Below are 26,026 nucleotides of genomic sequence, written 5' to 3'. Positions count from 1 at the left end.
CCCATGGTCGCCCTCCGCTACGCAGCCCGCACCAACGTCGGACTCGGCAGCAAGTCCCGCAACGAGGACTCCGCCTACGCCGGGCCCGAGCTGCTGGTGCTCTGCGACGGCATGGGCGGGCACGCGGCCGGCGACGTGGCCTCGTCCCTCGTGGTCAGCGAGCTCGTCCACCTCGACGGCGAGTCCCACGGCGCCGACGACTCGCTCGACATCCTCGAGCGCGCGATCGAGGAGGCCAACTCCCGCCTCGCGGAGGTCATGGAGGTCTATCCCGACTCCGAGGGGATGGGCACGACCTGCATCGCGATGATGCGCGCCGGCACCAAGCTCGCGGTCGCCAACATCGGAGACTCCCGCGCCTACCTGCTGCGCGAGGGCCGGCTGACCCAGATCACCAAGGACCACTCCTTCGTCCAGAAGCTGCTCGACGAGGGCCGGATCACCAAGGACGAGGCGCTGCACCACCCGCAGCGCTCGCTCGTGACCCGGGTGCTCACGGGCCGGCCCGAGGACACCCCCGACCTGTCCCTGCGCGAGCTGCGCCTCGGCGACCGCATCCTCATCTGCAGCGACGGCCTGACCGACTACGTCGCCGAGGACACGGTGGCCGAGCTGCTCCGGAGCGACGAGCGCAGCCCCGGCCAGGTCGCCGACGAGCTGGTCCAGGTCGCCCTGCGCGCCTCCACCCGGGACAACGTGACCGTCATCGTGGCCGACCTCGTGCTGGCCAAGGACGGCACGACGAAGCCCCAGGTCGTCGGCGCCGCCAGCGAGCGCCGGCGCGCCCAGACCCTCGCCCCGCTGACACCCGCCGAGAAGGCCGCGCAGCTCTCCCGCGAGGCGTCCGGCACCACCCTCGCCGAGGGTCCGGTCCTCGCCGAGGAGGGTCCCACCAACCCGGTGCTGCGCTGGGTGCGCCGCATCCTCGTCGCCGTCGCCGCCGTGGCCGTCCTGGGTGCGGCCGGCTGGGGCTCCTGGACCTGGACCCAGCAGCAGTACTTCGTCGGCGAGCAGGACGGGATGGTCACGATCTACCGGGGCGTCTCGCAGGACCTCGGGCCGATCTCGCTCAGCACGCCCGAGGACCAGACCGACGTGCGCGTGGACGCGCTGCCCGTCTTCTACCAGTCCCAGGTGCGTCGCACCCTGTCCGCCGACGACCGCGCCGGGGCCGAGACGATCGTCGCCGAGCTGCGCCGCCTCGCGCAGGCCGGCTGCGCGCCGATCGTCATCCTGCCCGACGGCACCCGCACCACCGGGATCCCCGAGGGCGCGGTCGCGATCACCGTCGACCCCGACGACGCCGCCCGCGAGGCACTCCCGGTGCCGACCGGTGCCGCGACGTCGACCGACCGCCCCCGCGCGACCGGCGACACCGACCGCACGACGGCCGGCCCGGTCGGTCCGGTCGACGACGGCGCCTCCGCCACCGCGGACCCGGCCCGCCCGACCGTCCAGGTCCTCTACCCGAAGGGATGCCCGTGAGCGCTCCCGCGACCAACCCCAGCCCCTCGACCGTGACGAGCCTGCGCGTGCGCAGCGGCCGCACGATCGAGCTGGTGCTCACGGTGCTCGCGCTCGTCATCGTGACCCTGGCCTACGTCAACGTCGAGCTGGCGGTCCGGGGCGAGGTGCCGCCGAACCTGTGGCGCCACCTGGGCATCCTCGCCGGGGCAGCACTGGCCCTCCACGTGGTGCTCCGCTGGCGGGCGAGGTATGCCGATCCCCTGCTCCTGCCCGTCGCCACCCTCCTCAACGGGCTGGGTCTGGTGATGATCCACCGCATCGACCTCGGCACCGGAGGCGGTTCGGTCGCCTCCCGCCAGCTGCTGTGGACCGGCCTGGCCGTCGCCGCCGCGGCGGGCACCCTGCTGCTGGTGCGCGACCACCGGGTGCTCAAGCGCTGGACCTACCTGGCGATGGCGCTGGGTTTCGTGCTCCTGCTCCTGCCGATGCTGCCGGTGATCGGTCGCGAGGTGAACGGCTCCCGGCTGTGGATCAGCATCGGCGGGATGAGCCTGCAGCCCGGCGAGCTGGCCAAGATCGCCCTGACCGTCTTCTTCGCCGGCTACCTCGTGGCCACGCGGGACGCGCTCTCGCTCGTGGGCCGCCGGGTGCTCGGCCTGCAGCTGCCCCGTGCCCGCGACCTCGGACCCATCCTCGTCGCCTGGATGCTCTCGGTGATGGTGCTGGTCCTGCAGCGCGACCTCGGGTCGTCCCTGCTGTTCTTCGGCCTCTTCGTGGCGATGCTCTACGTCGCGACCGAGCGCACCAGCTGGATCGTCATCGGCCTCTCGCTCTTCGTCGGCGGCGCCGTGCTGGCCTGGCGCCTCTTCGACCACGTCCAGCGCCGCGTGACGCTCTGGCTGGACCCCTTCGCCCCCGACCAGTCCGACCAGGTCGCCAAGGGGTTGATGGGCCTGGCCCACGGCGGCATCTTCGGCACCGGGCTGGGGGAGGGTTTCCCCTACATCACCTACTTCGCCAACAGCGACTACATCGTGGCGTCCTTCGGCGAGGAACTCGGGATGGTCGGGCTGTTCGCGATGCTCATGCTCTACGCCCTGCTGGTCGAGCGCGGGATGCGCACGGCCATCGGCGCACGCGAGGGCTTCGGCAAGCTGCTGGCCGCGGGCCTGTCCTTCACGCTCGCCCTGCAGGTCTTCGTCATCGTCGGGGGCATCACGCGGGTCATCCCGCTCACCGGCCTGACCACGCCCTTCCTGTCCGCGGGGGGCTCCTCCCTGCTCGCCAACTGGATCATCGTCGCGCTGCTGCTGCGGATCAGCGACCACGCCCGCCGCCCGGTCTCCGAGCGCCGGCAGGAGCAGGCGCGGGACACCACCACGAGGACGAAGGAGGTCGGCTGAGATGAACACCCCCATCCGACGGCTCGCCTACGTCGTCATCGCGATGTTCACGGCGCTGCTGCTGGCCACCACGTGGATCCAGTTCGTCACCGCGCAGGACCTGCGCGAGCGCCCCGGCAACCGCCGCACGCTCATCGACACCTACAACCGCGAGCGCGGAGCCATCCTCGTCGACGGCACCGCGATCGCCCGCTCCGAGGCCACGAACACCGACCTCGGCTGGATCCGCCGCTACGACCAGGCGACCCGCTACGCCCACGTGACCGGCTACTGGTCGTTCACCTACGGCGCCGGGCTCGGGCTGGAGCGCGCCCGCAACTCGGTGCTCGCGGGGACCGACGACAGCCTCTTCTACCAGCGCCTGGTCGACGTCGTGACCGGGCGGCCGCCGCAGGGGGCCAGCCTGGAGCTCACCCTCGACCCGGCGGTCCAGGCCGCCGCCATCGAGGCCCTGGGCGACCGCCGTGGTGCCGCCGTCGCCCTCGACCCGCGGACCGGCGCCATCCTGGCGCTGGTGAGCCGCCCGAGCTTCGACCCCAACGCGTTGTCCAGCCACCAGCTCACCTCGGTGGACGAGGCCTACGTCCAGCTCACCGAGGACCCCGAGAAGCCGCTGGTCAACCGCGCCATCGCGGGCGACCTCTACCCGCCGGGCTCGACCTACAAGCTCGTCGTCGCCGCCGCCGCGCTGGAGAGCGGGGAGTACCAGCCCGACACCGAGCTCGAGGGCGGCCTGACCTACACCCTTCCCGGGACCTCCACCACGCTGCCCAACTTCGGCGGCGCCGCCTGCGACCCCGACGGCCGGCCCACGCTGGCGCGGTCGATCCAGGTCTCGTGCAACACGTCCTTCGCCTGGCTCGCCGACCAGCTCGGCGCGGACGAGCTGCGCGAGCAGTCCGCCCGCTTCGGCTTCGGCCAGCAGCTGGAGATCCCCATGTCGGTGACCCCGTCGACCTATCCGGAGGACCCCGACGACGCCCAGGTCGCCCTGACCGGCATCGGTCAGCACGAGGTGCGCGTCACACCGCTCCAGGTCGCCATGGTCGCCTCGGCCATCGCCAACGACGGCGAGCTGATGACGCCCTATCTCATCGAGGCCGTGCGCAACCGCGACCTCGAGGTGATCGAGGAGACCGGGCCGCGCACCCTCTCGCGGAGCGTGTCGGCCTCCACCGCCGAGGCGCTGACCGAGATGATGGTCTCCGTGGTCGAGGCGGGGTCCGGGACCTCCGCCCAGATCCCGGGGATGCGGGTGGCCGGCAAGACCGGCACCGCGGAGTACGGCAGCAGCGGGGGCGCCCACGCCTGGTTCACCGGCTTCGCCCCCGCGGACGACCCGCAGATCGCGGTCGCGGTGATCGTGGAGTCCGCGACCGACAACTGGACCGGAGAGACCGGCGGCCTCGTCGCGGCCCCGGTCGCACGTGCCATGCTCGAGGCAGGAGTGCAACGATGACCGACGACCCGACGCAGGCGACCCCTGCTCCCGGCGGTGACCCGGGGGAGCCGCGGGTGCTGGGCGGCAGGTACGAGGTGGGCGAGCTCGTGGGCCGCGGCGGCATGGCCGACGTGCACGCGGGCCACGACCTGCGGCTCGGCCGCCAGGTTGCCATCAAGATCCTCCGGACCGACCTGGCCCGCGACTCCTCCTTCCTCGCGCGCTTCCGTCGCGAGGCGCAGGCCGCCGCCGGGCTCAACCACCCCTCGATCGTCGGTGTCTTCGACTCCGGCGAGCAGCTGGTGCACGAGCCCCACGGTGCGCCCCTGCACGTGCCCTACATCGTCATGGAGTACGTCGAGGGCCGGACGCTGCGCGAGCTGCTCAACGAGAAGCGCCAGCTGCTGCCCGACGAGGCCGCCCGCATCACCGCCGCCGTGCTCTCCGCCCTGGAGTACGCCCACGAGCGCGGGCTCGTCCACCGGGACATCAAGCCGGCCAACGTCATGGTCACCGACCAGGGCGCGGTCAAGGTCATGGACTTCGGGATCGCCCGGGCGCTGGCCGACACCGCCGCGACGATGACCCAGACGCAGGCGGTGATGGGCACCGCCCGCTACCTCTCGCCCGAGCAGGCGCAGGGTCTCGACGTCGACGGCCGCTCCGACCTCTACTCCGTGGGCTGCCTGCTCTACGAGCTCCTGGCCGGGCGCACGCCCTTCCAGGGCGACCCGGTCTCGCTCGTCTACCAGCACCTGGGCGAGAACCCCAAGCCGCCCTCGACCTACCAGCCCTCGCTGCCGCAGGCGCTCGACGCCATCACGCTGCACGCCCTGGAGAAGAACCGCGACGACCGCTACCAGAGCGCCGCCGACTTCCGCGCCGACCTCAACGCCGCGCGCGCCGACGAGCCGATCTCGGCCGCGGCGATGGCCAGCTACGCCACCCTCCTGGGCGTCGGGGGGGCCGGGGCGGCCGCGATCGCCCGCTCCCGCGCCGGGGCGGAGGCGACCGAGGCCGTGCCCACCGTGCCGGCGCGGGACCCGGACTACCTGCACGACCCGACCTCGACCGAGGACGAGCGCTGGGAACGGACCGACGAGCTGCCGGTGCGCGAGCGCCGGCACCGCGGGGCCGCGCTGCTGCTGGGGGCGCTCTCGCTGCTCGCCGTGGCAGGTGTCGCCTGGGTGCTCTTCCAGGTCCTCGGCCCCGGCGGCGAGCCGGAACCGACGATGGTCGCGGTGCCCAGCACCGTGGGCATGACCGAGCCGCAGGCCCGCACGCAGCTGGTGGGGCTGGGCTTCACCGTGCCGCCGGCCACGGAGCGCAACAGCGACCAGCCCGCGGGCCAGGTCATCGAGCAGAACCCGCCCGGAGGTGAGCTCGAGGAGGGCGGCACCGTCGAGCTGGTGGTGTCCGCCGGACCGGAGGCGCGGGCGGTCCCCGACGTCTCGGGCATGGAGGAGCAGGCGGCCCGCGACCTGCTGGAGCGCGAGGGCTTCACGAACGTCCGGGCCAAGGCCGAGGAGGAGGACGACCCCGACGTCGAGGGAGGGCTGGTCGTCCGGACCGACCCTGCCGCCGGCGAGGAGGTCGAGCCCGACCGCGAGATCGTGCTGCACGTCTCCAGCGGCCGGACCGAGGTGCCCGACGTCGTCGGGCAGGACCAGAGCTCCGCCGTGCTCATGCTCAACGACGCCGGGCTGGCCTTCACGATCGACTTCGAGCGCACCTGGGAGGCCGAGCCCGGCACCGTCCTGCGCCAGTCCGAGGAGCCCGGCGAGCGCGTCAAGGTGGGCACCGAGATCGCCCTCGTCGTCGCCGCCGAGCCGGTGGTCATCACGACGGAGACGGTGACGGTCGAGCCGCCGCCCCCGCCGACGACCAGCGAGCCCGAGCCTCCGCCGACGACGGAGGAGCCGCCCCCCACCGACGAGCCCACGACCAGCGAGCCCGCCCCGACCGACGGGGGCGGGGGCGGTGGACGAGGCGGGGGACCGCCGACCAGCCCGGGCCCGCCCGGCGACGGGGGCTGACCGCTCGACCGGACGCACCGAGAGGCCGCCCTGCGCGCCGCCCCGGCCCTGGGGCCTGCCGAAGGGGGCCTCTTGGCTCCTCACCTGCGGTGCGCCTCAGCCGGCGTCGGGCATCGGGCTCTCGCCCGGCTCGATGTCGGCGACCCGGGCGTAGCGCGCCCGGAAGACGCCGGTGAAGGCCGGGAGCTCGGCCTCCTCGAGCTGCTCCACGGCATACCCGAGACCGATCGCCTCCGCCCACCCGCGGTAGGTGGAGACGACGGGGTCGGCCTCGAGCGCGGCGAGCAGCGACGCGGGGTCGCCGACCGCGGTCACGGTGTAGGGCGGGGAGTAGACGCGGCCCTGCAGGAAGAGGGTGCTGCCGACGCACTGGACGGCGCTGGTCGAGACGATGCGCTGGTCCTGGACCATGATCGCCTCGGCCCCGCCGGCCCAGAGCGCGTTGACGACGCCCTGCAGGTCCTGCTGGTGGACGACGACGTCGTCGACCGAGAAGCCCTCGGGCAGGGTGTCGAGCGTGTAGCCGGCGTCGTCGAGCGTGACGCGCACCGCCGGGCCGGTGACGGGCGCGGTGCCGACCGCGGGCGCCACGGCGTCGGCGGCGCGGGTCAGCTCACGGGTCTCGCTGGTGTCGACGCGCTGCTGGAGGGCGTCCACCTCGGCGCGCAGGGCCTCGGCCTCCTCGTTGAGCTCGCGCACCTGCTCGTCGCGGGTGGTGATGAGGCTGACGAGGTCGGTCGCCCCACCGGTGGACGTGCGCCCCCCGGCGAGGGAGGCGCTGGTGCCGAAGAGGAGCCCGGCCAGGATGCACACGACGGTCACCCCGAGGCTGCGGGAGCGTCGCGGGGCCGGCGCCGGGGACCCGGCGTCGTCGCGTGCGGGAGTGACGGTCATCGAGGGCAGCGTATCCGCGTATCCTGACCGCACCGACTGCGAAGGAGACAGCCGTGCCCGAATCACGAGGACGTGCAGGTGCGAAGAAGCGTGCCCAGCGCGTCAGCGAGCTCGAACCCCAGACCCAGAAGCTTCCGTCGAACCCGGGGTGGTTCGTCCCCGTGATGTGCGGGCTGATGATCCTCGGTGTGCTGTGGGTCGCCACCTTCTACGTGACCTCGGGCGACTGGCCCATCGCGGCGATCCGCTACTGGAACCTCGCGATCGGCATGGGCATGATCATGGCCGGCTTCGGCATGGCCACCCGCTGGCGCTGACCCACCAGTTATCCACAGGTTGTCCCCACACTGGGGACAAACCACACCGTTGTAACTCATACCTGTGGACAACGGGACCGCCCCCGTGTCTGCAGGGCGCGGATCGACGAAAGGGTGTGCACCACGGCGACGTCCACGACGTCCTCCGCGGTGCACACCCTTGTCGGCGTGGCTCTCCTAGAGCTGGAGCGTGAAGGCTGCGGGGCCCAGCACCTGCAGCAGGCGCATCACGGCCAGGCCGACGAGCACGGCACCGACCCCGGCGAGCGCGGGCCAGATGAGCCGCCGCCGCCGCTGCGCCTCGGGCGTGCGGCCCGGCGGGCTGGTCAGCAGGAGCAGCCCGCCGATCGCGGCACCGGTGACGCCGCCGCCCAGGTGCGCCTCCCAGGCGATGCCCCCCACGAAGAAGGGCAGCGCGAGGTTGATGCCGATCATCACCAGCAGGCTGGTCGGCACCTGTCCCTGGCGCAGCACGAGCACGACGTAGAGGAACAGCAGCCCGAAGATCGCGCCCGAGGCCCCGACGACCGAGATGAGCCACCCCGGGTTGGGGCTGCTCAGGAGCAGCACGCCGACCGAGCCGCCGACCGCGCAGAGCAGGTAGGTCGCCAGGAACTTGCCCCGCCCCAGCGTCCGCTCCAGCACGGGGCCGAAGGCCCACAGGATGTACATGTTGAACAGGATGTGGAGCAGGCTCGACGGGGAGTGGACGAACGCCGAGGTGAGGAAGCGCCACGGCTCGACCCCCGCCAGCACGCCGACGAAGGCGAGGTCGCGGGTCAGGCCGGGCACGACGCGCTGGCCCAGGTAGGCCACCACGCAGAGCCCGATGAGGGTGAAGGTCACGTAGGGGGTGCCCGTCGTCACCGGCGCACCGAAGCGCGTGCGCGGGGTGGGGGCCGTCCGCGCGCCCTCCTTGACGCAGTCGACGCACTGGATGCCCACGGCGGCCGGCCGCTGGCAGTCGGGACAGGCCGGGCGACCGCAGCGCTGGCAGCGCACGTAGGAGACCCGGTCGGGGTGGCGCGGACAGGCGGGCGGCGTCGGCCGCCCCTCGGAGGGGTCGGCGCCAGGACCGCCCGGACCGCCGACGGGCGGCGGCCCGGGTGGGGTCGTGCTCACGGGCGAGCCGTCAGCTCTCGACGGAGACGCGCTCGATGACCACCGGCTCGACCGGCTTGTCGTTGGCGCCCGTCTTCACGGCGGCGATGGCGTCCACGACGGCGCGGGAGGCGTCGTCGGCGACCTGGCCGAAGATCGTGTGCTTGCCCTGCAGCCACGTGGTCGGGTCGACGGTGATGAAGAACTGGGAGCCGTTGGTGCCCTTGCCCATCCGCTTGCCGGCGTTGGCCATGGCCAGCATGTAGGGCTGGTTGAAGTTGTGGTCGGGGCTGATCTCGTCGTCGAAGGTGAAGCCGGGGCCGCCGAAGCCCTCGCCGAGGGGGCAGCCGCCCTGGATCATGAAGCCGGGGATCACGCGGTGGAACGTCAGGCCGTCGTAGAAGGGCTGCGGGTTGGTGCGACCCGCCTCGTCCTTGTAGTCCTTCTCGCCCGTGGCGAGGCCGACGAAGTTGGCGACGGTCTTGGGAGCGGCGTGCTCGAAGAGCTCCAGGTGGATGTCGCCGTGGTTGGTGTGAAGCGTCACGTTCATGCCTTCCAGTCTCGCACGGGCGGCGCAGGGGGGCGGGGCCCACGGGTAGGCCGTCACCGGAGGGGCGCGGACCGACGGCCGAGGTAGAGCGCACCGCCGCGACAGGGCAGGATGGGTGCTGACCACAGAAGGAGGGACTTGTCGTGATCTTCAAGACCGAGGCCGACCGAGCGTCCGCCCAGGCCACCAAGGCTCGCCACGACGCCGGCGAGGCCGGCAGCAGCGCGGCCTCGAGCGCCCGCAACCTGGGAGCCGCGGTGCTGGCCACCCTGGCCGAGGCGACCGCCCCCGAGGACGACCGCAAGGGCCGCAAGCACGCCTCCAAGGCGCGCGCCCGCGCCCTGAAGGCCGCGCGCAAGGACAAGGAGACCGCCGCCCGGGCCGCGGCGAAGGCCGCCAGCCACGGCCGCAAGGCCGCCGAGCACACCCGGGCCGCCGCCGACAAGCGCGCCGAGGTCGCGGGCGGCACGCTGGCCGCCCTCGCCGGGACGGCCGGCCACAGCGTGGCCGACGCCGCCACGGTCGCCGCCGGGTCTGCGAAGGAGGCCGGCTCGTCCCTCGCCGCCAAGGTCTCCTCCGCCGAGCTGACCGAGAAGGCCCGCGCCTCCGCGCACTCCGTCGGCAGGGCCGCGGCCGAGCGTTCGGCCCCGCTCGCAGACTCCGCCAAGGAGAGGGCCGGGGCGAGCGCCGCCGTGCTGGCCGCGCTGGCCGCCGCGGCCCGCGAGAAGGCCGAGGAGACCCGCACCCGCGCGCTCCTCGGGGTGGACCACGGCCTCGACGCCGCGCTGCCCCGCGCCTCCGAGGGCCTCGCCGCCGTCGGCCCCCGCGTCGACCACGTGCGCGACGTCATCAACAACGAGCTGCTGCCCAAGTTGCAGGAGATGATCACCGAGGTCCAGCACGGCAAGGACCGCCTGCTCACCGAGCAGCACGGCGCGGTGGCCGCCCTGACCGGCACGCCCAAGAAGCGCCGCCGCAAGGGCCGCGTCCTGCTGACGCTCGGCGTGCTGGCCGCGGCCGGCGCCGGCATCGCCTGGTACCTCGACCAGCAGCAGCGGCAGGGCGCCAGCGACCCGTGGGCCAGCCAGGCCGGAGGGGCCGACCCCTGGGCCAGCCGCACCCCGACCAGCTCGGCCGACCCGCTGGCCGAGCCGGCGCCGGCGCTGGGCGCGACCGGGCACGCCACCGAGGTGACCTCGGACGTGCCGGCGGCCACCACCACGGTGGACGCGACCCCCGCTGCCGGGACGACGACCTTCGAGGAGCCGCACCTGCTGGACTCCGAGGAGATCGACGCGCTGGCGTCCGACACCCCGACGACCGCCGAGGAGGAGACCCCCGGCGAGTCGCCCACCGAGGAGATCGCGGCGGCCAAGGACGCGACCGACGGGGACACCCCCCGCGCCTGACCTCGCACCGTTCCTCGAGCGCCGGGCGTCCCTCCTCCGGGAGGGGCGCCCGGCGTCGTTCGTCCTGGGAGGCGCCGATCTCGGTGCTCATGATCCCCACAGGTCACAGAGGTGATCTCGCGACACACCGGCCGGGGAGGTCAGCCCGGCGGCGGGCCGTCCCTACGCTGGGCACGACGTCGGCGTGCGCCCAGCGTGCAGGGCCTGGACGCACGGTGTCAGTGAGGAGGTCGTCAGTGTCGGTGCTGCCCAGCGACGACCCCGCTGCGCCCGCCGCGCCCGTCCGCCCGCGTCCCCGGCCGTCCTCCGGCCCGGGCACCGAGCAGGGGCTCCTCGCCCCCGGCCGATCCCGCACCACCGGCACCCCACCCTCCTCGCCGCGCTCCTCCGACCTCCTCGTGCGCGAGCAGCCGGCGCCCCGGCGCGGCGGCCGCGGACCTCGTGGCGTCGCGCCCCGCCCCGGCACCATCCCCGGCCTCGACGGCCTGCGGGCGATCGCGATCGTCGCGGTCCTCGTCTACCACTTCCTGCCCGCGGCGCTGCCCGGCGGCTACCTCGGCGTCGACGTCTTCTTCGTCGTCTCGGGCTTCCTCATCACCACGCTGCTGCTGCGCGAGCTCGACCAGCACGGCCGCATCGACCTGCCCGCCTTCTGGAAGCGCCGCGCCCGACGGCTCCTCCCCGCCCTGGCGGTGGTGGTGCTCGTCAGCGTCACCGCGGCCCGGATGGTCGGCGGTGACCTGCTCGTCGGCATCGGGCGGCAGACCCTCGGCGCGCTGACCTTCACGACCAACTGGCTGGAGATCGCGGCCGGCGCCAGCTACTTCCACACGACGTCGCCGATCCTCTTCGTCAACTTCTGGTCGCTGGCGGTGGAGGAGCAGTTCTACCTGCTCTGGCCGCTCACCCTCGTGCTGGCCCTCGCGCTGACCCGCACCACGCGGCAGCGCCTGATCGCCGTCGGCGGCATCGGCGTTGCCTCCGCGATCGCGATGGCGACCCTCTACACCCCGGGCACCGACGCCACCCGCGTCTACTACGGCACCGACACCCACCTCATGGGCCTGATGGCCGGCGCCGCGCTCGCGCTGGCGTGGGCCGACCCCGCCCACCGGGCCGGGCTGCGCACGCGGGTATGGCGTCGCTGGCGCTGGGCGGCCGTGCTCGGCTCGCTCGTCGTGCTGGGCTCGCTGATGCGGTGGATGGGCGAGTCTTCCCCGCTGACCTTCCGCGGCGGGATCCTGCTCGCCTCGCTGGCGACCGTCGTCCTCATCGCCGCGCTGCTGGAGTCCCCGAGCCCTTGGCGCCGCGCGATGGACCTCGCACCGCTGCGGTGGATCGGCGAGCGCTCCTACGGCATCTACCTCTGGCACTGGCCGGTCCTCATCCTGCTCGGCGCGGTCGTGCCGCACGCGGAGGGCACCCTCAAGGGCTGGGCCGTCCTGGGGGCGGCCCTGCTCACGACCCTGCTGCTCTCCGAGCTGTCGCTGCGCGTCGTCGAGCGCCCGGTCCGGCGTCACGGGCTGCGCGCCTGCCTGCGGGGCCTGGTGGCCTGGCTGCGGACCCCGTGGCAGGTGAGCCGCACGCCGCGGATCGTGGCCTGCGTCGTGGCCGCGATGGTCGTGCTGACCGGCGTCGCGCTCGCCACCGCCCCCGAGAAGTCCAGCACCCAGCAGCAGATCGAGGACACCGAGGCACGTCTCAACGGGAGCGCGGCGGGTGGCCCGGCGACCGGCCGCGAGGGCACCGACCCGGGCACCCCCGCCGACGCCGGCAGCGCGGCAGCCGTCCAGGACGGCACCGAGGCCGCGGGAGCCGGGGTCGGCCTCGGCTCCGGGACCGAGGAGGCGGCCGGGCCGGAGGATGCCACCCAGGCCGGCGGGGCGGCCGACGCCGAGGGCGACACCGCCGAGAAGCCCGCCGACGACGCCGCGGCCGAGGAGAAGGACGCCGAGGCGGCACCCGCGGGCAGCACCGAGGTCAACGGCTCGCCGTTCACCCCCGACGCCGACGGCCTGCTCGTGCCGGCGGGCGAGACCCTGACCGCCATCGGCGACTCGCTCGTGGTCACCAGCGCCGACGGGCTGACCTACCGCTTCCCGGGCATCAACTACGTCGCCAAGTCCAACCGGCAGTGGCGCGACGCCCCGCCGATCATCGAGCAGGCGCTCGCCGAGGGCAGCGTGCGCGACAACGTCGTGCTCCACCTGGGCACCAACGCCGGCGTCGACGAACAGGGCCTGCGGGACGCGCTCGACGCCTTCGGGCCGGAGCGCAACGTGGTCGTGATGAACCTCTACGTCCGCGCCACCTTCACCGCCGACTCCAACGCCACGATCGCCAAGGTCGTCGCGGACTACCCCAACGCCGTCGTCGGCGACTGGAACGGCACGATCAGCCAGCAGCCGGGCGTGCTGCAGGCCGACAACGTCCACCCGGACATGGACGGCATGCACGTCTACGCAGCCGTCGTCGCGCGGGCCTTCGACGAGCTCGCGCGCCGCGCCGGCTGACCCGGCGCACGGCATACCCCCGCGCCCCGGCGGGCGTCGCGTCCCGTCGCCGCGCCCCCCTGATCTGTGGCAGGCTCGACCTCGTGAACATCGTGTTCGTCGAGCCGCACTTCCCGCGCAACCAGCGGGAGTTCCCCAGGGCGCTGGCCGAAGTCGGGGCGAACGTGATCGGGATCGGGGAGACCCCGCTCGAGTACCTCGACCACCAGCTCAAGGACTGGATGGTCCACTACGAGCAGGTGGGCTCCGTCACCAACCTCGAGGAGATGACCGCCGCCGTCCGCCGCGTGCAGGACATGGTCTGGGTCGACCGGCTGGAGTCCACGATCGAGGCCCACCAGCTGGTGGCCGCGCAGGTGCGCGAGCGCCTCGGGATCCCCGGCACGTCGGTGCGCACCACCTGGCTGTGCCGCGACAAGCCCTCCATGAAGGAGGCGCTGCGCCAGGCCGGCGTGCCGGTCGCCCGCTCGATCGGTGCCGACACCGCCGACCAGGTGCTCAGCTTCGCCCGCCAGGTGGGCTACCCCCTCATCCTCAAGCCGCGCGACGCCGCCGGGGCGGCCGGGACCTTCCGCGTCGACAACGACACCGAGCTCGACGCCGCCCTGGCCTCGCTCGGCACCTACGGCTCGATCGCGGTCGAGGAGTTCATCGAGGGGCACGAGGGCTTCTACGACACCATCTCGATCGACGGGGAGCCGGTGCTCGACTTCGCCTCGCACTACTACCCGGGCGTGCTGGAGGCGATGCGCACCCGCTGGATCTCGCCCCAGTTCGTGGCGACCAACCGGATCGATCAGAGCGGCGGGCTCTACGACGAGCTGCGCGCGATGGGCGCCCGGGTCAACCAGGCCCTGGGCATCGGCACCTCAGCCACCCACATGGAGTTCTTCGCCGGGCCCAAGGGCCTGACCTTCAGCGAGATCGGCTGCCGGCCCCCCGGCGTCGGCTGCTGGGACCTCTACTGCGCCGCCAACGACATGGACGTCTACAAGGCCTGGGCCGAGGCGATCGTGCACGGGCACATCTCGGCGCGACCGAGCCGCAGCCACTCCGCCGGCATCATCGCGCTGCGGCCCGACCGCGACGGCGTGATCACCGGCTACTCCGGGCTCGAGGACGTCGAGAACCGCTACGGCCGCTGGATCATCGACGCCCACATCCCGCCGCAGGGCAGCGGCACGCAGCCGGTGGAGGCCGGCTTCATGGCCAACGCCTGGATCCGGATGCGGCACCCGGACTACGACCACCTGCGGGAGATGCTCGACGACGTCGGCCGCACCGTGCAGGTCCATGCCGGCTGACGATCCGCTGGCCGACCCACGCATCACCCTGCTCGGCCCCCAGCGCGACCCCCGGGTGCCCCAGGTCGCCGAACGGCTGGGCCTGCGCGGGCGGCGCTTCGCCCTGATCACGGCCGGCTGGCGCGACCGCGAGCGCGAGGACGAGCTGCTCACCGAGCTGCTCGGCGGCGACACGCTCAACCTCGGGCTGTGGGGCCTCATGCAGCAGGTCTGGGAGCTCGACCCCGAGCTGGCCGAGGGCGACCGGCGTCGCCGCCAGCTGCACGCCCAGATGCAGGAGCTCTACCTCATCGGGCTCGAGAAGGCCGCCGAGGCCATCCGTCGGATCCGCGATCGCACCTCGCTCGACGAGCGGGCCCGGGCGATGGCGGTCGAGGACGTCCTCGACGTGATGCGGGGCCTCGACACCCGGCACCTGGAGCGGGTCGCCGACCTCAACCACGCCTTCTTCGCCCGCTACCGGCCCCAGCACCGCGACGCCGTGGCCGAGGGCCGGATGCGGGTCGGTCGCATGATCGCCGAGTGCGAGGCGATCGCGGTGACCGGCGGGCACGTCGGGGTCCTCATGGGCGCCCTGCACCTGTTCAACCTGGCTCCGGCGCTGGCGGCCCCGGCGGCCCCGGCGGCTCCGGCCGGTCCCGACGCCGACGCGGCCGAGCGTCCGGCGCCGGTGCTGCTGCGCCCGGTGCTCGCCTGGGGCGCCGGGGCGATGGCGCTCACCGAGCGCGTCCTGCTCTTCTACGACCACGCGGTCTCCAGCCCACCCGTGTCCGAACTGCTGATGAACGGTCTCGGCCTCACGCGCGGCATCGTCGCGCTGCCCTCGGCCACCGACCGGCTGGACCTGCGCAACCCCGACCGCATGTCGGTGCTGGCCCTGCGGACGGCCCCCCGGCTGCCGGTGCTGCTCGACGCCCAGGCCGAGATCACGCTCACCGTCGACGGACGGCTGCCGGCCGGGACCCGCATCGTCGGCACCGACGGGCTCACCACGGCATACCTCCCCGCGGAGGCGCCCCCCTCGCCCGAGGAGGTGGACGCATGAGCCTGGCCACCGTCTTCCCCGAGGTGCCGAAGCACAAGGGCAAGCTCGCGATCAACGCGCTCAAGGCCCGGGCTCCGCTCAACGCGGAGAAGGTCGACGCCTTCCTGGCCTCGCACCCCGTCCCGATCGTCGAAGGCTCCCGGTGCACCTTCGTGCACCGCGGCGAGGCCGACGCCGTCGCGCTGCGGCACCGGATCGTCAACCAGCCGCAGCACGTGCCGATGCGCCGGCTCGAGGGCACCGACCTCTGGTACGTGACGATCGAGGTGCCCGCGCAGTCGCGCGTGGAGTACCAGATCGAGGTGCGTCACGGCTCGGAGACCTCGACCTTCAACGACCCCCTCAACCCGCGCGTCGCGCACTCGCCGGTCGGGTCGTCCAGCGTGCTCCAGGCAGCCGGCTACGAGACGCCGGAGTGGGTCCTGCCCCGGGAGGACGCGCGGCCCGGCGAGATCGTGCCGTGGTCGATGCACTCCAAGGCGCTGCGGCGCACGGTGCACAACCGCCTCTACCTGCCGGCGCGCTTCCGCCGCTCGAGCACCTACCCGCTGCTCGTCGTCCACGACGGCGACGACTACGTCAACTACGCGGCGCTGAAGACGGTGCTCGACAACCTCATCCACGACCTCGACATGGCCGAGACCATCGTGGTGCTGTCCAACCCCGGCGACCGGCTGCGGGAGTATCCCAACTACGCCCCGCACGCGCGGCACCTCACGCACGAGCTGCTCCCGGCGATCGAGGAGCAGCTGCCGGTGGTGCGCCGCTCCGAGGCCCGCTGCCTCATGGGGGCGAGTTTCGGCGGGGTGGCCTCGCTGTCCACGGCCTACCGGAACCCCGACACGTGGGGCAACCTGCTCCTGCAGTCGGGCTCCTTCGTCTTCACCGACATCGGTGACGACCACGGCGGCGGACCCGCGTTCGACCCCGTGGTGACGTTCATGAACAAGTACCGCGCGCGGCCCCGCAAGGTCGCCGACCGGATGTTCGTGCACTGCGGCATCTACGAGCCGCTCATCGTGCACAACCGCTCGATGGTCCCCGTCTTCGAGTCGACCGGCGCCCAGGTGCGCTACGTCGAGTCGCGGGACGGGCACTCGTGGGAGAACTGGCGCGACCGGTTGCGGGACGGTCTGTCATGGATCTTCCCAGGACCGCAGAAGCTCGTCTACGAATAACCCGATACAGACCGATATCAACCTAGGAGAACACCCATGGCCACGTCATACCTGCTGGTCGACGGCGAGAACATCGACGCCACCCTCGGCAACTCGATCCTCGGCCGCCGCCCCCACCCGGACGAGCGTCCGCGCTGGGACCGGCTGCTCACCTTCACCCAGGACACCTGGGGCCAGCCCGCCAAGGGCCTCTTCTTCCTCAACGCCAGCAGCGGGCTGCCGATGGCCTTCGTCCAGGCGTTGCGCGCGCTGGGCTACACGCCGGTGCCGCTGTCGGGCACGGCGGAGGAGAAGGTCGTCGACATCGCGATCCAGCGCACCCTCGACGCGCTGCTCGAGCGCGACGACGACGTCATGCTCGTCAGCCACGACGGCGACTTCCTGGAGTCCATCGAGCCGCTGATCGACGGCAGCCGCCGCGTCGGCCTCATCGCCTTCGAGGAGTTCCGCAACTCCGGCTTCACGCCCCTGGTGGCACGGGGTATGGAGTTCTTCGACCTCGAGCACGACACGCTCGCCTTCAACGCGCCGCTGCCGCGCCTGCGGATCATCCCGATCGACGAGTTCGACCCGCAGCAGTTCCTGTAAGGGGTCGCCGGCGGCGCGGAGGAGACGCGCCTGTCCACCCACCGGGGGATGTTGCGCGTGGGACGGACGTGGTTTCATGGCATGTCCTTATCGCCTCCGGGTCGCCCGGCAGTTCGGGCGCCCGACCACCGGAGTGACCCATGCGACTGCTGCCTCGCCCTCTGTCCCGACGACCGCGACGAGGAGGGGCGGCCCTCGGGGTCGTCTCGCTCGTCGCCGCCCTGTCCCTGACCACGACCCCGGTCGGTGCTGCGCCGGCGGCGCCGCCCGCCGCTGCTGCTCCTGGTGCTTCCGACGCGCCCGGTGCCGCCGGGGCGGACCCCGGCGCCACGCACCGGAGCGTGCCCCTCGGGGCCGACGTCGCCGCCCGGGTGCTGCCCGGCACCGACGCCACGCCCAGCGGGCCCTCGCGCGCGACCACGCTGTCCCTCGGTGAGGGCGTGCACGTCCTCGGCCTGCGGTGGACCGGTCCCGAGCCGGCCGCGGCGGAGCTGCGCCTGCGCACGCCGGACGGGGCCTGGGGGGAGTGGGCGCCGCTGGACGACGCCACCCCCGTCGAGCGGTCGTCCGGCGACCCGCTCGCGCACGCCAGCACCGACGTGACGGACGCCTCGGGGGAGCCCGTCACCGACGACCTGGCCGTGACGCGGGCGACCACCGGCGACGTGGTCGTGGGCCCGGCGGAGGTCGAGGTCCGGCTGGTCGGCGAGGCGAGCGACGCCTCCGTCGAGGTCTGGACCACGCAGGCCACGGCCGACGACGCCGCGGCCGTGGCGGCCCTGCCCGTCACCTCCAACGAGCTGGTCATCGGCACCCGCGCCGACTGGGGCGCCGACGAGTCCGCGCCCCGCGTGTCGCGGCCGATCGACCTCGTCCACGACTTCCCCAAGATGGGCGTGACCGTCCACCACACCGCGGGCGTCAACGACTACGCCTCGACCGACGTGCCGTCGATCATCCGCGGCATCTTCTACTACCACGGGCAGACGCTGCAGTGGGACGACATCGGCTATGCCGCGCTCGTCGACAAGTACGGCCGCGTCTGGGAGGGCCGGGCCGGCGGCGTCGAGGAGAACATCCAGCTGGCGCACGCCTTCGGCATGAACCGCGACTGGACCGGCGTCTCCGTGCTGGGCAACCACGAGACCGCCATCGTGTGGGCCACCGAGCTCACCGCGCTGTCGGAGCTGACGGCCTGGGAGCTCGCCACCCACGGCGTCACCCCCGGCACGACCGTGGACTACGAGAACCCCTACTTCGGCTGGACGCGGACGCTCGACGTCGTCCACGGTCACCGCGACGTGGATGACACGCTCTGCCCCGGCTGGCAGCTCTACGCGCTGATGGACACGCTGCGGGCGCGGGTCGCCGCCGACCACGCCGAGGACCCCGTCGCCGTGCAGCGGCACGGCGGCGCGGACCGGTATGCCGTGGCCGCCGGCATCGCGCGGCGCGCTTACCTGGAAGGTGCCCGCACGGCATACCTCGCCTCGGGGAACCACATCGCCGACGCGCTCGGGGTCGGGCCGATCGCGGCGCAGACCGGTGCCGCCGTGATGCTGACCCGCACCGCGACCGTGCCGATCGACACGATGGCCTCGCTGGACGCGCTGGGCGTCCGCGAGGTCGTGCTGGTCGGCGGTGAGGAGGCGATCGCCCCCTCGGTGGTCGGCCAGCTGACGACGGCGGGCTACACCGTCCAGCGGGTCCACGGGTCCGACCGCTACGAGACGGCGGCCATGCTGGCCACCCAGAACGGGCGGCCGGGCGGGACCGTCTACCTGGCCGCGGGCACCGAGCTGGCGGACGCGCTGAGCGCCGCGGCGGCCGCGGCCGAGCAGGACGCCGTCGTGGTCCTCACGCAACCGGGCCGGCTGCCCTCGGTGACCGCGACCGCGCTGACCACCCTGCAGCCCTCGCGCGTCGTCGTGCTGGGCGGGGAGCTGTCGGTGTCGGAGCCAGTGCGCGCGCAGGTCGCCTCGCTGCTGCCGGGGGCGCAGGTCGACCGCGTGGGCGGCGGCGATCGCTTCGAGACCAGCGCCCTCGTCGCCATGGACGCCTTCGACTCGGCGTCCGCGGCCGTGGTGGCCAACGCCTACGGCTCCGCCGACGCGGTCGTCGCCACCCAGCTCGCGGCACGCCACGGAAGCCCGGTGCTCCTGGTCAAGAAGGACTGCCGTCCGGGGTCGGTCAACGCCGCCTACACCGCGCTGGGCATCACGCTGTCGCGGCTGGCCGGCGGGACCGGCGTGCTGTCGTGGTCGGCGGGCTACCGGGTCTGCTGAGAGCACGCCGTCCCCAGCGACGACGAAGGCCCCTCCCGGTCGGGAGGGGCCTTCGTCACGGGTGGACCCGGCTGGACCCAAACCGAACACCCAACGTCGGCTCGAACGGCTGAGTTCGGCGTGGGAGCAGGCGAGACGGGGCATCGCGAGCGAACAGCCACCGGCGTCCGAGCCCGAGCCGGGGGTGGTGTCGAACCCAACGAGACGGTCTCGAACACCGCTGACCGAGAGGGAAGTGGACGCTATCCGAACCGCCCGGGCGAGCGGTGAGAGCGTCCTGTCGATCGCAAAGCGCTTCGGCATCCATCGGGTGACAGTGTGGGAGCACACGAAGCGCCGACCGGCTTAACGGGCTCTTCACAATTCAGGGTGTAGTCGTGGCCTGAATTCGCCGGCCTCAAGCAGTGCTCGGGCGATGTAGTGGGTGAGGTTGCGGAAGCCGAGGGCTAGGCCGCGCAGGTGCTCGAGTCGTCCGTTCACGGCTTCGCTAGGCCCGTTGCTGGTGCGGGGCCGTTCGAAGTAGGCCAGGACGTCGCAGACCCGGCGGGCCAGGGTGCGGCCGAGCGCGCGCAGCTCGACCAGCGGCCTGGGCACGCCGTCGGTGAGGGCGTCGATGACCGAGCGCATCTCGACACGGCCGCCAGCGCGGTCGGGGTCCCGGTAGGCGGCGATCATGCGCTGGTAGATGCCCCAGGTGCACTCGACCTGCACGTGCCGCTCGCCGGCGAAGAGCTTGACGAGGCGGTCCTGCTGGCGATCGGTGAGCAGGTCCGCGCCGGTGTGCAGGGTCCGCCGGGCGGAGTAGAGGGGGTCGCCCTTACGGCCGCGGTGACCGTGGAGCTCCTGCTGGACCCGGCGACGGCACCCGTCGAGCGCGTCGCCGGCCAGGCGGATCACGTGGAACGGATCCATCACCGTGACGGCGTCGGGCAGCTCCTCGGTGGTGGCGGTCTTGAACCCGGCGAAGCCGTCCATGGCGACGACCTCGATCCCACTCCGCCAGGCCTGGTCCCGCTGCGCCAACCAGTCCTTGAACGCCTTCTTCGAGCGGCCCTCGACCACGTCCAACAGTCGGGAAGGGCCGGTGCCGTCGCGGACCGGGGTGAGGTCGATGACCACGGTGGCGTACTTGTCACCGCGCCTCGTGTGCCGCCACACGTGCTCATCAACACCTACGACGCGGACGCCGTCGAGGCGGGCCGGGTCGGCGATGAGCAGCCGTTGGCCCTCGGCCAGGACGGCGTCGTTGGCGGACCGTCACCAGCAGGGTCGTGGGGCGCCACCCGAAGGGCTCGTGCGCCAGCTCCCTGGTCACGGTGTCACGCGGGACGCCCTGGCAGCCGCACCCCTTGCACCAGTCGTCCGGGTCCACGACCCGGCAGGCGAGCACCGCACGATGAGGGGTAGCGTCGGGCACGTCGAGGTCTTCCGGATGGGCAGTGTGAGAACTTCCATCTTCGGAGGGCCTCGACGTCTACCCCGGATCGACGCGCCAGCCCCCTCTACACCCTCATCTGCGAAGAGCCGTGAAACCTCTCCGGTGACGGGCTGTCGGCGCTGAGTGCAACCAGTTCGTTTAACCAGGGCGCCAGCCTTCGGACACCGTTTTCACCGAGACGGAGAATCTGCGCGCGCTCCGGGTACAGCTCGTCGGCGAAGTCCCGCGCGTCCCACCGGTCGGCCAGCAACGCGGAGTGCTGCCAGAACACTTGATCGACGATGTAGTCGTGGTCCAAGTACACCGTCGTGATGGTGATCGTGCCCTCGGGTTCACTCCCACATGGGGTGTCGGGGGCCAGTGCGATGACATCGCCGACCCTAACGGGCTTCTCGCCGAACTCACTCGTCAGGATCGCCGAGCCGTCGCGGACGACGACTAGTCTCGCGCAGTGGTAACTGACCGGCGCCGTCGGCGATCGGATGGAGCGGGTGCAAGCGGCGATAGGTCCGTACTGGCACTCATTCAGGCCTCGCATAGGGATCTCGGGGCTCTTACACGACAGTCCGTGAGCGGGTTGCCGGATGCATGCGTTCGAGTTCTCCTCTGTCGACTGGCTACTACTCGCCGCGCCCGATGACCCGGTACTGCTGGGCGTCGTGGCGGTCGCGTACGGCGATGCCGAGGTTGCGGAGTTCGTCTCGGGCGTCCTCGGCGGCGCCGGGACGCTTGTCGGCCAGCGCACGTTGCCGGGCTCGCAGGAGGTCGTGCGTGCGGGCATCCAGCAGCCCGCTGCCGTCGACCCAGGTGGCGAAGGCGTGGTCGTGGGGGTCTCGTGTTCCTTGCCAGGGGTAGTCGAAGCGTTCGAAGGCGTCGCGCAGCCTGTCGACGAGCACCTTGTCGGTATTGACGCGCAGCAGCTCGTTCGTGGCGCTGTCGGTGACGATAAGGTCGCGACCGTCGGTGAACACACCGCCGATACGTTCACGAGCGACGTAGCGGTTGCTCCCGGCACGGTGCACCGTCACTCCCTCGGGAGTGGTTGTGATGGTGCCGTTCTCCTTCTGCCACTCTTTGGCGAACCAGAACCCGACACCGAGCCCAGCCAGAGTGAGTACCGGGATCGCCCAGACCAGGGGCAGGCCCGCAGCCAAGCGCAGCGGACCGGGTGCGTCACCGGCGAGCCCGAGCAGCCAGGTCACGAGCGGTCCGATGACGAAGGCGGCGCCGAAGCCGAGCAGTGCGCCTGCCGCGTGCATGCCGACGATCCATCGCCGTGGGATCGATACGTTGACGGTGTTCTCAGCCATTAGGTTCCTCCTGGCGGCCTTGCGGAGGGTTGAGGTAACCCAGCACGGTGCGGTGCAACTCGATATGTGGGGAGTGCCCTGGCCGGGCGTTGAGATAGGTCGCATCGACGATGGCCTGCAACCAGGCCGCCGTCTCGGTGGCGTCCAGGTCCGGGTCGATGGCTCCCTCGGTGATCCCGCGAGAGATCAGCGCGGCCAGGCCCTCACGTAGGACGTTTGCGGTGCGCCCCACCACGGCGAGCAGCTCGGGGTCATCGCCAGCGCGGCGTAGCAGCTCGATCAGCATGCCCGAGGCCGACGGGTCGGCGGCGTCTCGGGCCAGGGCGTCGAGTACGTCCAAGATCGCCGTCACCGGGTCGGGCGCTTCGACATGACGGGCGATCAACGCCTCGGCGGCAGGCAGGTCACGCTCGAACACCGCCCGGAACAAGGAAGCCTTGTCCTCGAAGTAGTAGAAGACACTGGCCGGACTCGTGCCGACCGCTTTGGCGACCTCCGCGACGCTCGTGCGGTCATAGCCCTGAGCGGCGAACAGACGGCCAGCCTCCACGGCGATCTGCTCCCGCTTCTGCGCGATCCGCTCCGGATCAGCTCGTCTCGGCACCATTCTCCAATCATTACCTGATCAGTCAGTCAAAGAATACGATGGGGGCATGACTCAGGACAACCCACCTGCCGGCTGTGGGGTCCACGTCAAGCAACGCGGTGCCGGCGTAACGCCGCGCTCGCCGCCACGGCGGGCCGGTACGTCACATGCCCACCGCGGACTCAGGGAGTCTGGTCAGGGGTCAGCGGGATCCAGGAGGACAATCCGAGCAGCGCGTGACCGAGCACCGTGGCACTGCGGGCTCGAACGATCGACGTAAGCTCACCCGCCAACCGCGGCTTCTTTTGGTCGTGCTCATCGGTTCGCAGCGCATTGACACCGGCGGCTTGGATGTCGGCCAGCCACTGCTTGACGGCTGCGCCCAGCTCGGGACTGGCCCCGACAGTGGGGTCGGCGAGCAGGCGGATGAGGGCTTGGCCGTCGCGCTTGTCGAAGGTGACCGTGAGCGCGTGGGCCAGGTAGTCGCTGGCGGAGGGCTGGTCGTCGAGGAACTTCGCCAGGGACCGAACATGTCGAGGGCGCATGGTCTCGATCGCCGCGAGTCCGAGGTCCTGTTTGGTGTCGAAGTGGTGGTACAGGCTGCCTTTGCCGAGTCCCGCACGGTCCAGAACCATCCTCGGGCTGGTGGCGGTGTAGCCCCGCTCGGACATCAGGTGGCTCATCGCGGCGATGAGCCTGTCCCTGCTGTCATACGGTCGGCGTCCCATCTTCTCCACGCTAGCCGTCATCGGCGCGGTTCTGTACCTACTGGTATGACACGATCTTCGGCCTGCCAGCGCTGGCATCTTGCATCGGCGCAGGTTGTTTTATCTCCATTCTGGACCGTTGTGCTGGGAACGGGCGCGCACCTATCGTTCATGAAGTACCACCGCGCCACCGAGACCGGACGCCGCTTGAGCGCCGAACCGGTCGTGAAGGCTGAGCCGGACATGCGGCGGCTTGTCGGGCTGGTGCTGCACCTGGCCGACAGCCTCCACGCCGAGGAGGTGGCCGAGGCGCACCGCGCGCCGGACGCGGACACCGGAGAGGCTCAGGCACCTCGGGATGTCCAAGCGGCGCGAGACGATGGAGATGCTGCCGCTCCATCCGCCGGGCAGGGACAGCAGGCGGCGGCGAACACGAGGAGGCGACCACGATGACGATCACAGAACCCACCGGACCTGGACCAGTGGCCGCGACCACGGCGGTCGAGGACGAGGCGCCGTCGGTGACGGCGGTGACCTATCAGCGTGTCTCGACCAAGGAGCAGGCCTCCAAGGGCGGGCGCGATGAGGGGTTCTCCATCCCGGCTCAGCGTGAAGCCAACGGCCGTAAGGCCGAGGCGTTGGGTGCGCGGATCGTGGCGGAGTTCGTCGACGCGGGCGAGTCCGCACGCTCGGCCGACCGGCCGGACTTGCAGCGGATGCTGGACTACATCGCCTCCCATCAGGTCACCTACTGCATCGTGCACAAGGTCGACCGCCTGGCCCGCAACAGACTCGACGATGTCGAGATTCACCGCCGCCTCGTCGAAGCCGGCGTCCGACTCGTCTCAGCCACAGAAAACATCGACGAGACTCCCTCCGGCATGCTGTTGCACGGGATCATGTCGAGCATTGCGGAGTTCTACTCCAAGAATCTCGCTTCTGAGGTCACCAAAGGGCTGACGCAGAAGGTCGCCGCAGGTGGCACACCCATGCGCGCTCCCATCGGCTATCTGAACGTCCGCAAGCACGACGAGCAGGGCCGCGAGTACCGCACCGTCGAGATCGACCCCGAGCGGGCGCATCTGATCCGATGGTCCTTCACCGCCTACGCCACCGGCGACTACTCCGTCACCGACCTCCTCGCAGAAGTCACCGCACGGGGCCTGACCACCGTGGCGACGCCGAAGCGACCCTCCGGGCCGGTAGGGCGCTCGACGTTCTTCAAGCTGCTGCGGAACCCCTACTACGTCGGCCAGGTCCGCTACAAGGGCGCCGTCCACCCCGGCAACCACAAACCACTCATCGACGTGGAGACCTGGCAGCAGGTCCAGACCCTGCTCGAAGCCCGCGGCACGGCCTCGGAGCGGCGTAGGCGTCACGACCACTACCTCAAGGGCACTTTGTACTGCGGCACCTGCGCATCACGGCTCCAGTTGGACTATGCGAAGAACAAGCAGGGCATCCGCTACGCCTACTACGTCTGCTCAGGACGAGCCACCGGCCGCAAACCCTGCACCCGCAAAGCCGTCCCGGTCGGCGTCGCCGAGAAGCTCGTCGAGGACTGCTACCAAGAGATCTCCATCAGCGAGCAGACCTACACGACTCTGGCCGAGCAAGTCGACGCCGCGTTCGACGAACGCCTCGCCTCCCGCTCCCAGGCCCTGGCTGAGCTGACCGCCAACCGTAAGAGGTTGGAGGCCGAGAGTGACAAGCTGCTGGCTGCGCACTTCGCCGACGCCATCGACCTCGACACACTCAAGCGCCACCAAGACCGCATCCGCATTGGCCTAACCGACATCGACCGGCGCCTCACCACCGAGCACGGCCACCACGAAGGCCCCCGCAAACACCTCGGCACAGCGCTGCGGCTCCTGGTGGACTGCGGGCAGATGTATGCCCGTACCGACGACCACGGCCGGCGCCTCGCGAACCAGACCTTCTACGACCGCATCGACATCAGCGAAGACGAAAGGGCGACGATCCGACTCGCTGAGCCGTTCGCCGCCCTGACACCAGAACCGACGTCAACCGATGTCAGGTGTTCTAGTACGTCGTCTTGGGTGGAGGCGAGGGGACTCGAACCCCTAACCCCCTGCTTGCAAAGCAGGTGCGCTACCAATTGCGCCACGCCCCCGTGTCGGTGCGCCCTGGGCAGGGCGTGCCGGGGTGTTCAGTTGTGAAGAGGGAGGCCCGTCAGGTCACTGACCGGGGGAGGTCACGTCGTCCGTGGCCTCGGCCCAGAGCTCCCGCTCGGCCTGGGTGTCCTGGAGCTTCTTCAGGACGGCAACGCCGGCGGCGACAGCGGCCAACATCAGCAGGCGCTTCATGGTGTCTCCCTCGTCCGACGGCGACGTTGGTGGTGGGCCTAACAGGACTTGAACCTGTGACCTCTTCCTTATCAGGGAAGCGCTCTAACCGACTGAGCTATAGGCCCGTGCGAACCACGTGGGTCAC

General features: G+C 71.8%; 22 protein-coding genes, 2 tRNA genes and 2 pseudogenes. 14 read left to right on the top strand and 12 right to left on the bottom strand.

The genetic code is table 11. The features are described 5' to 3' along the window. The first annotated feature begins 3 nt into the window (after nucleotides 1-3). The 4 genes from FB476_RS00360 to pknB are packed head-to-tail and all read left to right on the top strand — an operon-like array spanning nucleotide 4 to nucleotide 6,347. A complete protein-coding gene (locus FB476_RS00360) occupies nucleotides 4-1,485 on the top strand; it encodes a PP2C family protein-serine/threonine phosphatase (protein ID WP_141817021.1) in 1,482 nt (493 codons plus the stop codon). Next, nucleotides 1,476-2,870 (top strand): FtsW/RodA/SpoVE family cell cycle protein, encoded by a 1,395-nt coding sequence (locus tag FB476_RS00355; protein WP_141817020.1) that lies wholly within the window; start codon nucleotides 1,476-1,478, stop codon nucleotides 2,868-2,870. Before FB476_RS00360 ends, FB476_RS00355 begins: the two co-directional genes overlap by 10 nt. Before the next feature lies 1 nt (nucleotide 2,871). Further along, the gene (locus FB476_RS00350; protein WP_141817019.1) at nucleotides 2,872-4,329 is read left to right on the top strand and encodes a peptidoglycan D,D-transpeptidase FtsI family protein; all 1,458 of its coding nucleotides are present in this window, start codon (nucleotides 2,872-2,874) and stop codon (nucleotides 4,327-4,329) included. Further along, nucleotides 4,326-6,347 carry a Stk1 family PASTA domain-containing Ser/Thr kinase gene (gene pknB / locus FB476_RS00345; RefSeq protein WP_141817018.1) on the top strand — a complete coding sequence of 674 codons (2,022 nt, stop codon included), beginning with the start codon at nucleotides 4,326-4,328 and terminating at the stop codon, nucleotides 6,345-6,347. The genes FB476_RS00350 and pknB overlap by 4 nt, the downstream gene beginning before the upstream one ends. 96 nt (nucleotides 6,348-6,443) lie before the next feature. Here the strand turns inward: pknB and FB476_RS00340 are convergent, their stop codons facing one another. Then, nucleotides 6,444-7,241: a DUF881 domain-containing protein gene (locus FB476_RS00340; RefSeq protein ID WP_141817017.1), complete on the bottom strand. Its 798-nt coding sequence runs from the start codon at nucleotides 7,239-7,241 to the stop codon at nucleotides 6,444-6,446. A 53-nt stretch (nucleotides 7,242-7,294) separates the two neighbouring features. Between FB476_RS00340 and FB476_RS00335 the strand changes: the two genes are divergently transcribed. Beyond that, entirely contained in the window at nucleotides 7,295-7,558 is a 264-nt protein-coding gene (locus FB476_RS00335) for a cell division protein CrgA (protein ID WP_141817016.1), read from the top strand. A gap of 177 nt (nucleotides 7,559-7,735) precedes the next feature. Here the strand turns inward: FB476_RS00335 and FB476_RS00330 are convergent, their stop codons facing one another. Then, nucleotides 7,736-8,680, bottom strand: coding sequence for a rhomboid family intramembrane serine protease (locus FB476_RS00330; RefSeq protein ID WP_141817015.1), 945 nt, complete (start codon nucleotides 8,678-8,680; stop codon nucleotides 7,736-7,738). A 10-nt stretch (nucleotides 8,681-8,690) separates the two neighbouring features. Next, on the bottom strand, nucleotides 8,691-9,209 hold the full coding sequence (locus tag FB476_RS00325) for a peptidylprolyl isomerase (protein WP_141817014.1): 519 nt from the start codon (nucleotides 9,207-9,209) through the stop codon (nucleotides 8,691-8,693). A gap of 143 nt (nucleotides 9,210-9,352) precedes the next feature. Between FB476_RS00325 and FB476_RS16305 the strand changes: the two genes are divergently transcribed. The 7 genes from FB476_RS16305 to FB476_RS00290 all read left to right on the top strand — a co-directional run bounded on the left by FB476_RS16305 (nucleotide 9,353) and on the right by FB476_RS00290 (nucleotide 19,531). Next, complete coding sequence (locus FB476_RS16305; protein ID WP_170233468.1) at nucleotides 9,353-10,618, top strand: hypothetical protein; 1,266 nt, start codon at nucleotides 9,353-9,355, stop codon at nucleotides 10,616-10,618. A 236-nt stretch (nucleotides 10,619-10,854) separates the two neighbouring features. Then, entirely contained in the window at nucleotides 10,855-13,131 is a 2,277-nt protein-coding gene (locus FB476_RS16570) for an acyltransferase family protein (protein ID WP_238329484.1), read from the top strand. 83 nt (nucleotides 13,132-13,214) lie between these two features. Next, nucleotides 13,215-14,435 carry an ATP-grasp domain-containing protein gene (locus FB476_RS00310; protein ID WP_141817013.1) on the top strand — a complete coding sequence of 407 codons (1,221 nt, stop codon included), beginning with the start codon at nucleotides 13,215-13,217 and terminating at the stop codon, nucleotides 14,433-14,435. Further along, complete coding sequence (locus FB476_RS00305; RefSeq protein ID WP_141817012.1) at nucleotides 14,425-15,480, top strand: hypothetical protein; 1,056 nt, start codon at nucleotides 14,425-14,427, stop codon at nucleotides 15,478-15,480. Before FB476_RS00310 ends, FB476_RS00305 begins: the two co-directional genes overlap by 11 nt. After that, nucleotides 15,477-16,658 (top strand): alpha/beta hydrolase, encoded by a 1,182-nt coding sequence (locus FB476_RS00300; RefSeq protein ID WP_141817010.1) that lies wholly within the window; start codon nucleotides 15,477-15,479, stop codon nucleotides 16,656-16,658. The genes FB476_RS00305 and FB476_RS00300 overlap by 4 nt, the downstream gene beginning before the upstream one ends. Nucleotides 16,659-16,694: 36 nt before the next feature. Next, nucleotides 16,695-17,246, top strand: coding sequence for an NYN domain-containing protein (locus FB476_RS00295; protein ID WP_141817009.1), 552 nt, complete (start codon nucleotides 16,695-16,697; stop codon nucleotides 17,244-17,246). A gap of 140 nt (nucleotides 17,247-17,386) precedes the next feature. Continuing rightward, the gene (locus FB476_RS00290; RefSeq protein WP_141817007.1) at nucleotides 17,387-19,531 is read left to right on the top strand and encodes a cell wall-binding repeat-containing protein; all 2,145 of its coding nucleotides are present in this window, start codon (nucleotides 17,387-17,389) and stop codon (nucleotides 19,529-19,531) included. Between the two features lie 357 nt (nucleotides 19,532-19,888). On the opposite strand, the pseudogene FB476_RS00285 reads toward FB476_RS00290, so the two are convergent. The 5 genes and pseudogenes from FB476_RS00285 to FB476_RS00265 form a co-directional block, all read right to left on the bottom strand. Next, nucleotides 19,889-20,933: pseudogene (locus FB476_RS00285) on the bottom strand (ISL3 family transposase); the annotation flags it as partial. A gap of 100 nt (nucleotides 20,934-21,033) precedes the next feature. Next, nucleotides 21,034-21,507, bottom strand: a complete 474-nt coding sequence (locus FB476_RS00280) for a hypothetical protein (protein WP_141817005.1) — start codon at nucleotides 21,505-21,507, stop codon at nucleotides 21,034-21,036. A gap of 82 nt (nucleotides 21,508-21,589) precedes the next feature. Beyond that, nucleotides 21,590-22,279: a YqeB family protein gene (locus tag FB476_RS00275; RefSeq protein ID WP_141817004.1), complete on the bottom strand. Its 690-nt coding sequence runs from the start codon at nucleotides 22,277-22,279 to the stop codon at nucleotides 21,590-21,592. Then, nucleotides 22,272-22,886 (bottom strand): TetR/AcrR family transcriptional regulator, encoded by a 615-nt coding sequence (locus FB476_RS00270; protein WP_006901568.1) that lies wholly within the window; start codon nucleotides 22,884-22,886, stop codon nucleotides 22,272-22,274. Before FB476_RS00270 ends, FB476_RS00275 begins: the two co-directional genes overlap by 8 nt. 161 nt (nucleotides 22,887-23,047) lie before the next feature. Next, nucleotides 23,048-23,593: a TetR/AcrR family transcriptional regulator gene (locus FB476_RS00265; protein WP_141819662.1), complete on the bottom strand. Its 546-nt coding sequence runs from the start codon at nucleotides 23,591-23,593 to the stop codon at nucleotides 23,048-23,050. 150 nt (nucleotides 23,594-23,743) lie between these two features. Here FB476_RS00265 and FB476_RS00260 point away from each other — a divergent pair, with 150 nt between their 5' ends. Both FB476_RS00260 and FB476_RS16745 read left to right on the top strand, forming a co-directional pair. Then, nucleotides 23,744-24,025 carry a hypothetical protein gene (locus FB476_RS00260; protein ID WP_141817003.1) on the top strand — a complete coding sequence of 94 codons (282 nt, stop codon included), beginning with the start codon at nucleotides 23,744-23,746 and terminating at the stop codon, nucleotides 24,023-24,025. After that, nucleotides 24,022-25,074: pseudogene (locus FB476_RS16745) on the top strand (recombinase family protein); the annotation flags it as partial. The gene FB476_RS00260 and the pseudogene FB476_RS16745, both read left to right, overlap by 4 nt. Here FB476_RS16745 and FB476_RS16740 read toward each other — a convergent pair. The 4 genes from FB476_RS16740 to FB476_RS00245 form a co-directional block, all read right to left on the bottom strand. Further along, on the bottom strand, nucleotides 25,057-25,341 hold the full coding sequence (locus FB476_RS16740; RefSeq protein WP_238329483.1) for a hypothetical protein: 285 nt from the start codon (nucleotides 25,339-25,341) through the stop codon (nucleotides 25,057-25,059). The pseudogene FB476_RS16745 and the gene FB476_RS16740 overlap by 18 nt on opposite strands. A 292-nt stretch (nucleotides 25,342-25,633) precedes the next feature. Next, a tRNA-Ala gene (locus FB476_RS00250) sits at nucleotides 25,634-25,706 on the bottom strand. A 64-nt stretch (nucleotides 25,707-25,770) separates the two neighbouring features. Next, nucleotides 25,771-25,899, bottom strand: a complete 129-nt coding sequence (locus FB476_RS16735; protein ID WP_238329482.1) for a DLW-39 family protein — start codon at nucleotides 25,897-25,899, stop codon at nucleotides 25,771-25,773. A gap of 30 nt (nucleotides 25,900-25,929) precedes the next feature. Continuing rightward, nucleotides 25,930-26,006, bottom strand: a tRNA-Ile gene (locus FB476_RS00245). Nucleotides 26,007-26,026 lie beyond the last annotated feature (20 nt).

Origin of the sequence: Ornithinimicrobium humiphilum, assembly GCF_006716885.1 — a bacterium.
GTDB lineage: Bacteria > Actinomycetota > Actinomycetes > Actinomycetales > Dermatophilaceae > Ornithinicoccus > Ornithinicoccus humiphilus.
The sequence above is the reverse complement of the archived record's forward strand: the minus strand, read 5'-3'. Positions and strand labels throughout refer to the sequence as shown.